Below are 13507 nucleotides of genomic sequence, written 5' to 3' on the forward strand. Positions count from 1 at the left end.
CCGCGGCAGCACCGGCCCTGGCACCACCGCCCGCGACGGCGCCGATGGCGACACTCGCGAGCGTCCCGCGATGTCGCGACCGGTTACCGGCATGGCACTCCTGTCGGCGCAACAGAGATGATCCGATGGATGCGCGGGACGGTTGACACCCGACCGCGCCGAACGCCGGCCTCTCACCGGTGAGGGGCGCTCGGGGTGACCGTGGTGCAAACGTTTGTAACAAAGTCAAGCGTCGATTCGCTCCGGCGTCAAGACCGAGCGGGGTAGATCTTTCGGTTTCCGCAGGCAGCGCGCGGAAAATCCCCGCGGACCTCGCTCGGGCAGGCCCGTGTGCTGGGACTTTCCATCTCACGGAGTGCACGCTTGACGGCACTCCGCTCCGGCGGCTACACCCTCTGCAATGGTTTGCGCAGCTTTCCAGTGCTCCCGGCCGTGGAAAGGCGCGCGTATGGGAGCGCTCCAACCGGCGGCATCGCCGAAGGGGGCTGGCGCTCCGGATCGACTGGCCCCATAGTGAGAATCCATCCGATGAATGACCGTCTCTTTCTGCCGAACGGAAGGCAGGAACTCATCGTCGGAGGTGTGACGACTGTGAATGACCGTCCCGCGGTGTGCTCGTAGCGTCCGACACGGGCACGCTCCGGCTGTGAAGAGGGGGTGGCTGGCTCGATGAGCAGCCCGACAACGACACAGTCGCCTTCGGCCATCGCGAAGCTCGTCGCGGTGGCGGAGGCGCTGATAGAGCAACGCCGGCTCTCGCGGATCGCGAACACCGCCGGCCTGCCGATCTCCACCGTGCACCGGATCCTGCAGGAGTTGGTGGCGCACGGGTGGGTTCGTGAAGGCGACGAACACGACTACGTGTTGGGACCGGGCCTGATCCGGCTGGCGGCTCGCGCGGCCGACGACTCGGACCTGGCGCGCGCGGCGCGGCCGGCGTTGCGGGCGCTGTGCGAGCGCACCGGCTACACCGTGCATTTCGCGGTACGGCAGGGCGACGAGGCGGTCTACTTCGAGAAGCTGGAGGGCAGGGGGGCATACGGCATCCAGTCGCGGGTGGGCGCCTCGGTCAGCCTGCACTGCACGGCCATGGGCAAGGCGATCCTGGCCGCGTTGCCGGACGACGAGGTGCGCCGCATCGCCGCGCGCAGCGGGCTGCCCCGCCGGATGCCCAACACGCTGACTACGCCCGACGCGCTGCTGGCCAACCTGGCCAGCGTACGGGCTCGTGGCTGGGCGTTGGACGACGAGGAGAACGTCTCCCGGGTCCGGTGCGTCGGCGCGGCCGTCGTCAACCACGGCGCCGAGCCGATCGGCGCGGTCAGCGTCTCCGGGCTGAGCTTCGACATCGCCAGAGCCCAGGTCGCCCGGCTCGCGCCGATGGTGGTTCGGGCGGCGCGCGAGGTGTCCGCCGCGCTGAACACCCGGGCCTGACGGGAGCGACGCTTCCGGTACTGCCCGCGGCCGAGGCTCGCCCGGGAGGCGGGCCGGCGTGTGAGCCCGGGAGGCGAGCCCGGCGTGCGAGCGCGGGAGGCGTGTGAGGCCGGACGGCGTGTGAAGGCGGGAGGCGTGAGAGTGGCGGCGCCGGACCGCCGTTGAACGGTCCGGCGCCGGATACCGCTCGGTGCGGGGTCAGCCCGTGCGCATCAGCTGTTCGTTCATGATGAGGAAGGAACCCAGCCCGTGCTGGTCGTTGACGGCCCGGGTCCGGCCGGCGTAGTACGCGTAGTCGCCCACGTTGGTGCCGATGGAGATGTCGGTCAGGTTGGTCAGGCCGTCGCCGCCGAGCGAGATGCGCGCCAGCACCCCCTGGTAGCCCCGGTTCGCCACGGCCGCGTAGCTCGGGTCGACGTAGCCCTTCTCGACACTGCGCGAGATCGTGTACGTGAACATCGCCGAGCAGGAGGTCTCGGTCCAGTCGTCCGACCGGGAGCCCTTGTCGACCACCTGGAACCAGCGGCCGGTCGCCGGGTCCTGGTAGGTCTTCATCGCGGCGACCAGGTTTCGCAGGATGGTCAGCACCCGGCCGCGGTCGGGCTGGTCGGCCGGAACGGCGTCCAGCACGGTCACCGCCGCCATCCCGTACCAGCCGATCGCCCGGCACCAGAACTCGGGCGAGTGGTTTGTCCCGGGTACCACCCAGCTCTGCGCGGCCGACTCGTCGTAGGCGTGGTACAGCAGGCCGTTCGGCGCCACCAGGTGCCCGCCGTAGACCAGCAACTGCTTGACCGCCTCGGCGTCGGCGACGGCCGCGTTGCCCACGATGGCTCCGTAGTTCACCAGGAACGGCAGCGCCATGTAGGTGCCGTCCAACCACAGCTGGTGCTGCCTGGTCGTACCGTGCCAGAACCCGCCGTCGGACGTGCGGGGATAGCTGCCGTTACCGCCGTTGGTGCCTTCCAGCCTGGTCCAGATCTTCGTGGCCGCCGTGCGGTACTTCGCCTGACCGGTTTCCCGATAGAGGATCAGCAGGATGTTGCCGGGCTCCATGCTGTCCAGGTTGTTGAAGCTGTTGTCGATGCTGCCGTCGCTGCCGACGAACCGGTCCGCCCAACTCTTGATGTAGGCCAGGTAGGCCGGATCGTGGGTGCGCTGGTAGACCAGGTACTGGCCGTAGAGGTAGAGGCCCTCGGTGTATCCCCAGCCGCCCAGCGTCGACGGGGTGAACCGGGTCGTCGTCGAGTCGACCAGCCGGGTGGACCAGTCGGCGCCGGGGCTCGGGGACGCCGATGACGGCGGTGCCGAGGACGGCGGCGAGGTGACGGTGTCCTGGACGGTGAGCGAATCGAGGTTCGGGCCGCCGTTGGCGGTGGTCGCGGTGACCCGGATGGTGTTGGTACCCGGGTTGATCCCGGCCGGTGCGCTGACCGTCTTCCAAGTCGTCCACGAGCCGGTACCCGGGAAGGACAGCGTCGCGGCCGGCGTACCGTTGACCGACAGGCTCATCGGCCGGTCGGTGCCGGTACCGTTGGCGAACCGGAAGGTGAGCGTGACCGATCCGGCGGCGGCCCCGCTCACGGTGAACTGGACGTAGCTTCCGGCCACGTTGGTGAAGTCGACGAAGCCGGTACCCGTATAGCCGCTGTGGTTGTTCGCCACGGTGCCCTGCGAGATCGTGGCCGACTCCGCCTCGTACCGGGTGCTGGCGGCCGAGGCGGCCAGCGGAAGCGTGACCGCCACACCCGCGACCACCGCGGCCGCGGTCGCGAGTGCGACCACGCCGGCGAGTCGGCCTCGGGTGCATCTGTGCCTGACCATGTGTGCCTCCGTCTGTGTCTGGGACTCCGGCGGTCGGCCCGAATACCCGATCGGCCACCGGAATCAATCGACGAACCTCGATTAACAGTGTTCGGGCCGCGTGGCCGGCGTCAATCGCGGCTACCGTCAGGCGGAGGCGGGCTGGAAACAAGGAAGCGGCACGGCGTCGGTGACGCCATGCCGCTTCTGGGTTTCTCGGGTCAGGCGACCGCGATCAGGTACATGCTTCCGCTGTTGGCCGTGTCGGCGTCTGGGCCGAGCGTGACCGGGCCGGCCGGGAACGTCTTCTGGTACAGGTCGAAGTGCCGGGTGCTGCTGCCCTCGGTATCGGTGATCTGGGCGCCGGTGGCGGCCCAGGTCGAGTCCAGGAACGGCCGCCTGCCGACCCGGGTGTCGACTCCGATGTAGACGGTGGATGCCTGGCCTACGGTGAACGACGCGAGCGGGTCCACAGTGGACGTCTTGGAGTCGTTCGCGGTCCGGATCCACTGCGCGCCGATCAGGCCCGGCGGCAGGCTGGCCACGGTGAACGTCCGATCGCCGTACAGCACGTCGCCCACCCGCAGGTTGCTCTGGATCGACCAGTCGGCCGCGTTCGTGGTGTCCGCGACGCTCAGGTCGCTGACGGTCCCGCCCCCGGTGCTCACCGGCGCGATGGTCAGGTCGGCGTTCGCGCTGTGCGTCGTGGTGCCGCTGGTGCCGGTGACGGTCATCGTGGCGACCGCTCCCAGGCCGCCGGGTGGGCTGCTCACCGTCAGGGTCGACGTGCCGCCGGGGGCGACCGTGGCGGGGGCGAACGAGGCGGTAGCGCCGGCCGGCAGGTTGCTCGCGGCGAGCGTGACGGCACCCGGGTGTCCGGACACCACCGTGGTGTCCACTGTGTACGTGGCTGCCGTGCCGGCCGGTACGTTCTGGCTGTCCGGGGTGACCGTCACCGCGAAATCGTTGGCCGGCCGGTGACACGTCGCCGTGGAGGCGGCGTCCGAGTCGATTCGGGCGGCGACGCCGATCGAGGTGTGCGCGTTGTTCACGCAGTACGTGGAGCCCAGGAAACCGAGGTCGAAGAGCGATCCGTCGCCCGGCTCGACGGTGGCGTTGTTCAGCCTCACGTTCGTGGTCGCGTCGGCGAGGAATGCCGGTCGCCCGTCGGGAGAGTCGGTGCGCACGGCCGCGTTGTTGAACGTGATCCCGTCGGTGTTGTGCAGGTACCAGCCGTAGGCCGGGCGGGTACCGATGCTGTTCGGGTTGTAGTCGCCGTTGTCGCTGGGTACACCGATCGACATCGGGTCGTGGCCGCCGGGGACGGTGAGGTCGACGTTGTTGAACGTGATGCCGCTGACCGGGTGACCGGGCTGGCCCCAGATGGTCGGGCTGTAGCCGCCCGCGCGGGTGCCGGTCACGTTGTTGTACGTGATGTCGTGGACGCTGCCGATGCCGGGGCTGTCGCCGCAGCGTTTCCGGGTACCGATCTTGACCATGATGGGGGAGGCGGTACCGGACATGGTGACGTCGTTGTAGTGCACGTCGGAGATGTTGGCGCCGTCCATGGAGACCAGTCCGAGGCCCGACTTGCCGGCTCCGGTGATGGTGATGTGGTTGAAGGTGTAGTGCGAGAAGTCGCTGCACGTCTCCGATCCGAACATCAGGGCGTTGCAGCACTTCGCGGACAGGTGTGCGGTGTTGACGCTGACGTTGCCCTGGGTGAATCGCTGGCCGAGCGCCCAGTCACTCTTGAAGACCAGGGCGTCGTCGTTGGCGGCGATGGTGATGTCGTTGAAGGTGGCGTTGCGGGTGTTGATGACGTTCCACCCGTCGCGGTCGTCGGCGGTCTGAATGTTCAGATGGTCCGACCTCACGCCGTCGCAGCCGTTGATGAGGATGGCGAAGTGGCCGCCGCGCTTGAGGGTGATGCCGTTCATCGTCAGGTTGTCGCACCGGGTCAGCGAGATGAGTTTGTCGGCCTGACCCGACTTGGGGTTGCCGGTGATGAAGTTGCCGCCGCCATCGATCGTGCCGGAGCCCGTGAAGCCGATGTTGGACAGCCCGTCGCCGTAGAACATCGCGTCGTGGAAGTGGCTGTGCCCGAAGTCCTGGTACGAATCGTTGGGGTTCGGCTCGGGAGCGTCGTACCCGCTGGGCGCGCCGGTCAGCGTCGAGCCGGAGTCCAGCTGGATGGTCACGTCGCTCTTCAGGTGGACCGTGGAGCCGACCAGGTAGGTACCCTCGGGAACCTCCACGACCCCGCCACCCGCGGAGGCCGCGGCATCGACGGCGGCCGTGATGGTGGCGGCGTCGTTGGTCTTGCCGTCGCCCTTGGCCCCGTAGGCCGTCACGTTGAACACGACTTTCGCGTCGAACACGGCTCTCGCGTCGGGTCCGGCTCCCGCCGGACCGGCGGCCGACGCGGGGGACGCGGCCAGCGCGCCCATCCCGATCACGGCCGCTGACACGGCGACGACCATCCTTGTTCTGTCTCTCACCCACTGCCTCCCGTTGTCCGGGCTCCCGTCGACGGCGTGACGCCAGGGAGCCTGGTCGCTTCCTTCGCTGTCTCCTCTTTCGGTGCCTACTCCCTGGGTGTCTACGCCAATGGATCACTCCGCCCCAACGGCTTGTTCTGTCCGGTGGAAGGCACCTCGCCGGGACCGCCTCGCCGGAAAGACCTGGCCGGGCCGCCCCGGGCGAAAGGCGCACCGCCGGCGTCGCGTGCCGCCCATTGAGAAGCCCGCACAGGGAAGTGGCCGCCGTCCCGGTCGACGGCGGCCACGAATCGCGAGCGACGCTACTTCACGATGACGGTATACATGCTGCCGTTGTTGGCGGTGTCGGCCTCCGGCCCGAGCGACACCGATCCGGCCGGGAACGACTTCTGGTACAGCTCGAACCGGCGGGTGCTGCTTCCCTCGGTGTCGGTCAGCTGGGTACCGGTGTCGGTCCAGCTCGAGTCCATCCAGGATCGCTTGCCCACCCGGGTGTCGACGCCCAAGTAGACGGTCGCGGCCTGGCTGATGGTGAACGTGGCCAGCGGATTGGCCGTCGACGACTTGGAGTCGTTGGCGGTGCGGATCCACTGTGCCCCCGCCACCGCTGACGGTACCGAGGCGACGGCGAACGTCCGGTCGCCGAACAACGTGGCGCCGGCCTGCAGGTCGGACTGCACGGACCAGTCGCCGGCGTTGGCGGTGTCCGCGACCGAGAGCCCGCTGACGGTCAGCCCGCCCCCGCCTCCGCAGGACGAGGACTGGCTCGATCCGGTGGCGCTGATCCGCGGCGCGCCGCCGCTGGTGTTAGTGACGCTGGTCTGGCAGTAGCCGCTGACCGACTGGAACCCGAGGTCGTACGGGCTGCCGCTACCCCGTTGGACGACGAAGTGGTCGAATGAGATTCCGCTGCCGGTGTCGGCGATGACTGCCGGCCGGTTGTCGTTGGAGGAGAACTTCACGGAGCTGTCGGTGAAGGAGATCCCGTTCGCCTGGTGGATGTACCACCCGTAGGCCGGCCGGGTGCCGATGCTGTTCGGGTTGTAGTCGCCGTTGTCACTGGGTACCCCGTCGGACATCGCCGCGTGGCCGCCCGGCAGGGTCAGGTTGACGTTGGTGAACGTGATGCCGCTGACCTGGTGGCCGGACTGACCCCAGATGGTCGGGCTGTAGGCACCCGCGCTGGTGCCGGTGACTCCGTCATAGGTCACGTTGCTGATGCTGCCGATGCCGGGACTGTCGCCGCAGCGTTTCCGGGTACCGATCTTTATCATGATGGGAGAGGCGGTACCGGACATCGTGACGTCGCTGTAGTGCACGTCGGAGATGTTGGCGCCGTCCATGGACACCAGCCCGAGCCCCGACTTGCCGGCACCGGTGATGGTGATGTGCGAGAAGGTGTAGTGCGAGAAGTCGCTGCACGTCTCCGATCCGAACATCAGGGCGTTGCAGCAGGCCGCGGACAGGTGCGCGTTGGTCACGGTCACGTTGCCCTGGGTGAATCGCTGGCCGAGCGCCCAGTCACTCTTGAAGACCAGGGCGTCGTCGTTGGCGGCGATGGTGATGTTCGTGAACGTGGCGTGCTGGGTGTTGATGACGTTCCAGCCGTCCCGGTCGCTGGCGGTCTGGATGTTCAGGTGATCCGAGCTGACCCCGTCGCAGCCGTTGATGAGAATGGCGAAGTGACCGCCGCGCTTGAGGGTGATGCCGTTCATCGTCAGGTTGCTGCACCGGGTCAGCGAGATGAGTTTGTCGGCCTGGCCGGACGACGGGTTGCCGGTGATGAGGTTGCCGCCGCCGTCGATGGTGCCGGAGCCGGTGAAACCGATGTTCGACAGTCGGTCGCCGTAGAACATCGCGTCGTGGAAGTGGCTGTGCCCGAAGTCCTGGTACGAGTCGTTGGAGTTGGATTCCGGTGCGTCGTACCCGCTGGACGTACCGGTCAGAGTCGAGCCGGAGTCGAGTTGGATGGTGACGTTGCTTTTCAGGTGGACCGTGGAACCCACCTTGTACGTGCCGGACGGGAACTCCACCGTGCCGCCTCCGGCGCTGTTCGCCGCGCTGACCGCGCTGTTGATCGCGGCGGCGTCATTGGTGCTCCCGTTGCCGGTCGCGCCGTAGTCCCTGACATTGAAGGTTCCGGCGGCGTTGGCCGGTGTGGCGGTCGCCAGTGTGACGGTGACGAGCGGCAGCGCCGCGGCCAACGCGACGGCGACGGACCACGCACTCCGACGTGCCCCAGATCTGGATGGCGGACGTGCCAATGCCCTGCTCCCTTCGAGGTGTGACCGGGTGCGCCGGAGGGCGACCCCGATGACGCGGCTCCGTCCACCGTCGTCCGCCCGGCCGGCGCGCCGGCGTCGGGCCTAGGCCGGCGGGCCGGTCTCGGGTCTAAGCCGGCGGGGCCGGTCTCGGGCCTCAACCGGCGCGCCGGTCTCGGGTTCCAGCCGGCGGGCCGGCGTCGGGTTCCGGTCGGCATGGGGCCGCACGGGACCCACCGAGGGCGCCGATCCGCCAGGCGCGGGCGAGTGCCACTCGCCCGCTCTCCGGAGGATCGTTTGCCATCGACGGATGACTATGTGGGATCGGAGTTGTCGCCCAGGCTCGCATCGGGCGAACCGTGAAGTCAACGGGTCTTTCCATCGACGCATCCGGCCCGCGGGTCGGCCACCCGGACCCGCCTGCCCTCGCGGCGCCCCTCCGCGTGCCCGCCGACCGCCGAGACCACAGTGGACACACGTGCGGACCTGCGGATCCGTGCGCGCGTGCCCGGTGCCGTCCCGGCCGATCGGCGACCTCGCCGCCGGCCGGTTGCGCTGTCTGGATCGGGCGGCGGGTCCGCCGGTGATGCGGATTTCTACCGTGAGGCAGAAAGCCGCGCGGCGGACTCGGAATCAGAGGGTTCCGGGGTTCAGAGGGCGCGGGGTTCAGAGGTTCCCGGGTTCAGGGGGTTCCGGGTTCAGGTTCAGGGTTCGGGTTCAGCAGCCGAGCAGACCCTCGATCCGCCGGGCGTTGGCGATCAGTTGAGCGGCGAGTTCGGTACGCAGCTTCTTGCCGCTCTGCGCCCGTACGTGGTGGACGTAGCCGTCGAGAGCACCGCATGCCTCCCGGGTCCGGCCCTTGTCCAACGCGCGGATGGCTGCCCGTAGCTGTGCCGCGAAGCTGCCGCCGTCGACGTGCCCGACGAGGGCCAGTTGGTCGGCGAGCTGATCGGCCGCCGAGGACACACGTACCATCACCGACCCGTGGGCCGGTACGGAGGCGACCTCAAGCGCCCCGGTGACCGTACCGTCGGTGTGTGCCCACACGTCGCGTGCGGTGTACCGCTGCGAGGCGTCGAGACCGAGCGAGTCGAGCGGCAGGCTGGCGCCCGACCACGGTGTCGAGCCGGCGTTGAACAGCACGACCGACTTGTCCCCGTTGGCGAGCGGCCGCACCAGCACCCAGTGCGAGTCGGCGTTGCTCAGGACGGTGGCCTGCACGCCGAGCGGATCCTGATCGATCGCGACCGCTTCCGGGTTCAGGTACATCGCCAGATCCTGCGGCGCCAGGTTCACGACGTCGGTACCGGCGATCAGTGGCGCGGCCTCCTGCGCCCAGAGGGTGAACTCGGTCTGCTCCTCGGCCAGCGTCATGCCGTCCTTGTTGACCTGCTCGCCCGCGGGGTGGTCGTGGGTCAGCGGGGTCGCGACGGTGATGCCGGTGCCCGCGGCACCCGCCGTCCCGACCGAGGTCACGACCGCGCTCTCCAGATCGCCGGCCGCCGCGGTGCCGATCCGGATCACGCCGCCGACGATGGCTCGCGAGGTGCTGGCGACCAGCACGGTGGTGGTGCCGGCCGGCGCCGCGGCGGCCAGCGTGCTGAACCCGCCGGTGCCGATCTCCAGCATGTCGGGATCGTTCCAGTGCCCAGGACCGGCGTACTGGGCGAGCGCCGAGTTCACCGTGAAGTTGTTCAGCATGCTGGAGAAGCTTGGGCTGATGTCCGTCGTGGTGCGCCACAGGTTGGAGATCGAGGGCGCCCAGGTGTAGGTGGACAGCCCGGGATCGCCGAGGGTGGCCGCCTCGAAGACGATGTGCCGGCCCGTCGCCTGCAACGCCTGGCTCATCTGCGTGTAGAGGTAGTTGGCCTTGTCGTCACGGGTGGCACCGGGTACGTCGGACAGGGGGACGTTGCACCAGTCGTCCTTGACGTAGTCGACGCCCCAGCTCGCGAAGTCACCCGCGTCGATCGCGTCGTAGGTCGCCCCGCTCGGGCCCTGGTACGTGCCGGCCAGGCCCTGGCAGGTGGTCCGGCCGGTGTCCTGGTAGATGCCGAGCTTCAGGCCGAGGGCGTGAACGTAGTCGGCCACGACTTTGATGCCGTCGTTGCGGCCCGGGGCGCTGGGCGGGAAGTAGACCGGGTCGGCGACGAGGTGGCCGTCGGCGTCCCGACCGGCCGTGGCACGGGTGGGATCGGTACGGGGAATGTCCCGTCCGGCCATCCAGCAGTCGTCGATGTTGACGTAGTCGTACCCGGCCGCCTGCATGCCGTTCGTGTGCATGGCCAGCGCGGTCTGTTCCACCAGCGACGCGCTGACGTTGCACCCGAAGGCATTCCAGTCGTTGAAGCCCATCGGAGGGGTGCGAGCCAGACCGTGCCCGGCCGGCGCTCCGGCCGCGAGTGCGGCACCGGACGCCGCCGGTACGGCGAGCGAGCCGGCCGCCAGCAGGCCGGCGGTGAGCAGGCGTGCGGTGATCGGGCGTGCGGCAAACAGGCGTGTGATCGGGCGGGGCAACGTGCGCATCCGTACTCCTGAGGTCGCACCGGTCGGATCGGTCTACCGCGGCTACCCTCGGTCGCGTGTCTTGTCACGCTAACCGTGGTGAGCCGTGAGGTCATCCGTCAGACGTCGGACACGTCAGGGTCGATGGTCAGACAGGGTCGATTGGTTGGACACCGCCGGTGGTCAGACACGGCCGTTGGCCAAACACAGCCGTCGGTCAGACGCGGTACCGGCGCGAGAGAAGCGGGCCGGTCGGTGACCGTCAGCAGGTCGCGCCCGGGTCGGCCGGCCCGTCCCGAGCAGGTCCGGCCGACCCGAGCGCGCGTCATGGGGTGGCGGCGCGCTGGCCCGTCACCGTGGGCGTCACGGCGGCGGCGTCACGGTGGAGTGTCACAGCGGCGTCACCGAGGCGGCGTGGCGCCGGACGCTCCATTCGAGGGGAAGCGGCCGTCCGGCGGCCAGCTCATCGTCGGCTGTGCCTGTTCGGTCTGCGACGACCAGCTCGCCTGCTGGGGTTGTTCGGTCTGCGGTGGCCAGCTCGTCGCAGGCTGCGACTGTTCGCCCTGCGACGTCCAGCCCATCGCCGGGGGCTGTTCGGTCTGCGACGTCCAGCCCATCGACGGCTGCGACCGCTCGGCCTGAGACGGCCGGGGAGTGAGCCAGTCGGTCTGCGGTGCGGCCGGCGGCTGCTGTGCCGGGCTGGAGAGGATCGACCCGAGACGGTCCAGGATCGAGGTCAGTTCGAGCCGTGCCGCGTCGTCCGTCGCGTCCACCTGGGCGCGCAGCCCGGCGAGCTGACGCATCGCCCACTGGGCGAGCGTGGCGAGCCGGGTCAGTTCTTCGCGGTCGGCCGTGTAGCTGCCGCCGGCGTTCGCCCGGTACTCGCGGACCGCCCGCTCGGCAGCGTCGTGCGCGGCACGGAGGATTTCGTTGGCCTGCTGCCGCGACTGCGAGACCAGCTGTGCCGCGCTGGTCTGCGCGGCCGCCAGCATGTCGTCCGCGTACTGCTGTGCCTGGATCCGCTGCGCGATGAGGTCCTCGTCCAACTCCGGCGCGGTGTTGGCCGGCAACTGGCCGTGCCGGCGCGCGTACACCTCGACCTGAAGACGCTCATTCTCGGTGAGCAGCGCGGTGATCCGCCCGTCGCGGGCGGCGACCTCCTCGGCCAGTCGCTGCAGCAGCGCCTCGACCTCCGCCGGGTCGTATCCCTTGCGGAAACCGATCTGACGGATGCGCAGGTTGCGGATCTCGTGTGGAGACAGTGGCCTGCGCCGGTAGCCGGATGACGTGCTCATCGCCGAGTGGCCTCCTGGGGCATCCGTTGCGGGGGCAGCGACGCGCTCAGCGGCGCGTAGGTCTTGTCGTCGAACTGCTCGACTCGCACGGCATCGGGCTGGTAGCCGTGCTCCATCAGGGTCTGTCGCGTGCCGGAGACCATCGCGGGCGAACCGCATATGTAGATCTGCCGGTCATGCCAGGACCCGGCGCGCAGGGCGGCCTCCACGACCGTCGCCCGCGGTTGGATCGGGTCGTCGGACATCGCGGGTATCAGGTGCAGCCAGCGCAGTTCGTTGGCGAGCTGAATGAGTGCCTGCATGTCGTACAGGTCCCACTGAGTGGCCGCCCCGACCACCAGAGTGACCCTGCGGCTGTCGAGGTTGCTCGCCAGCTCCTCGATGATGGCCTTCATCGGCGCGAGACCGGTGCCACCGGCGAGCAGCAACAGATCCTGGCGCGAGTCCTGCGACACGGTCATCCGGGTGCCGATGGGCGCACCCAGGCGCAGCAGGTCACCCTGGCGGGCCTGATAGACCATCGCGGGGGAGAACTGGCCACCGGCCACGGCACGCACGTGGAACTCGATGGTGCCGTCCGGCCGCCGGGCGTTGGCCGGCGACAGGTACCGCCAGACCCTTGGGCGCAGGTGGGATTCCACCGCGATCGACTGCCCGGACCGGTACCGCAGCTCGTGGTCCGGCCGGACGGTGAGCACGGCGACGTCGGGCGAACGCCGCTCGTGCGACACGATTTCCGCGTTCCACCACGGCGGCTCGACCTGCTTGGCCGCCTCGGCGGCCTCGATCATCACCTTGGAGACGAGCCCGTACGCCTCGGCCCAGTCGGAAGCCAGCTGCTCGTTCCAAGCCGGGCCGAGGCCGTGAGCCAGGGTGTGCAGCAGGGCCCGGCCAACCGTCGGGAAATGCTCGGCGGTCACCTCGAAGCGGCGGTGGTCCCGGCCGAGTTGTTGAACGAACGGGACCAGCGCCTCGGTGTCGTCGACGTTGGACACGATGTGCCCGAGGGCGGACAGCAGCCGGTCGCGCTGCCCGCCCATGGACGCCGAGAACAGCTTGCGCAGCTCGGGGTCCAGGCTGAACAAGGTGGCGTAGAAGTACGCGGCCGCCTGGTCGCCCAGCTCGACGACCTGCGCCCAACTCGCCTTCAGTGCTGCAACGTCCACTACCGGTCGGCTCCGTAGGCGCCCGCGCCAGCGCTGACGATGAGGGGCGCGACACTGCGCAGGATGCCGTCCACGGCCATCAGGACGTCCATCGGAACCTTGAAGTCGTGCATCACGGTCAGTAGATGCAGGGACACCCGGCGGTAGGCGTCCTCTGTGACGCCCAGGTGGGCGTGCGCGGCCTGCAGGTCGCGCCCGGCATACCGGTCGGGACCGCCCAGCACCTTGGTGAGCAGCAGGATCTGGTGACGCTTGAGCGAGGAGAGCCCGTCGGCGGCGAGCATCGGCTCGAAGAATCCGGCGGTCGCCGGGTCGGCCAGCAGGCGGATGTAGAACTCCTCGACAACGGCGGAGACCGCCGCGGTCCCGCCGATCGCCAGGAACGTCGAACCGGGTGAGTCCCGTCGCGCGTCGGCATCGAGTTCGAGCAGCGCCGTGTCCTGCGTCATCGCTACCTCTCGTCGTGGGGTGTATTCCGTTGGGGTTCAACGAACGGCTGACCCCTAGATCAGCCGATCGTTGCCATGGGCCATACGCTTCGA

Annotated in this window: 8 protein-coding genes; 1 reads left to right on the plus strand and 7 read right to left on the minus strand. The window is 69.2% G+C overall.

Annotation, left to right across the window (positions count from 1 at the left end; translation table 11 throughout):
- The first annotated feature begins 669 nt into the window (after nucleotides 1-669).
- Entirely contained in the window at nucleotides 670-1434 is a 765-nt protein-coding gene (locus Raf01_RS12570; protein ID WP_203918007.1) for an IclR family transcriptional regulator, read from the plus strand.
- A gap of 198 nt (nucleotides 1435-1632) precedes the next feature.
- On the opposite strand, the gene Raf01_RS12575 is transcribed toward Raf01_RS12570, so the two are convergent.
- The 7 genes from Raf01_RS12575 to Raf01_RS12605 all read right to left on the minus strand — a co-directional run bounded on the left by Raf01_RS12575 (nucleotide 1633) and on the right by Raf01_RS12605 (nucleotide 13414).
- Nucleotides 1633-3258, minus strand: a complete 1626-nt coding sequence (locus Raf01_RS12575; protein WP_203918008.1) for a glycoside hydrolase family 88 protein — start codon at nucleotides 3256-3258, stop codon at nucleotides 1633-1635.
- A gap of 200 nt (nucleotides 3259-3458) precedes the next feature.
- Nucleotides 3459-5708 carry a glycosyl hydrolase family 28 protein gene (locus Raf01_RS12580; protein ID WP_203918009.1) on the minus strand — a complete coding sequence of 750 codons (2250 nt, stop codon included), beginning with the start codon at nucleotides 5706-5708 and terminating at the stop codon, nucleotides 3459-3461.
- 332 nt (nucleotides 5709-6040) lie between these two features.
- Nucleotides 6041-7942 carry a glycoside hydrolase family 28 protein gene (locus Raf01_RS12585; RefSeq protein ID WP_239133557.1) on the minus strand — a complete coding sequence of 634 codons (1902 nt, stop codon included), beginning with the start codon at nucleotides 7940-7942 and terminating at the stop codon, nucleotides 6041-6043.
- A gap of 774 nt (nucleotides 7943-8716) precedes the next feature.
- A complete protein-coding gene (locus Raf01_RS12590; RefSeq protein WP_203918010.1) occupies nucleotides 8717-10525 on the minus strand; it encodes a glycoside hydrolase family 27 protein in 1809 nt (602 codons plus the stop codon).
- 380 nt (nucleotides 10526-10905) lie between these two features.
- On the minus strand, nucleotides 10906-11799 hold the full coding sequence (locus tag Raf01_RS12595; RefSeq protein WP_203918011.1) for a DivIVA domain-containing protein: 894 nt from the start codon (nucleotides 11797-11799) through the stop codon (nucleotides 10906-10908).
- Nucleotides 11796-12965, minus strand: coding sequence for a globin domain-containing protein (locus tag Raf01_RS12600; protein WP_203918012.1), 1170 nt, complete (start codon nucleotides 12963-12965; stop codon nucleotides 11796-11798). The genes Raf01_RS12595 and Raf01_RS12600 overlap by 4 nt, the downstream gene beginning before the upstream one ends.
- Nucleotides 12965-13414, minus strand: a complete 450-nt coding sequence (locus Raf01_RS12605; protein ID WP_203918013.1) for a group I truncated hemoglobin — start codon at nucleotides 13412-13414, stop codon at nucleotides 12965-12967. Before Raf01_RS12605 ends, Raf01_RS12600 begins: the two co-directional genes overlap by 1 nt.
- Nucleotides 13415-13507 lie beyond the last annotated feature (93 nt).

The organism is Rugosimonospora africana (assembly GCF_016862975.1).
Taxonomy (GTDB): Bacteria; Actinomycetota; Actinomycetes; order Mycobacteriales; family Micromonosporaceae; genus Rugosimonospora; species Rugosimonospora africana.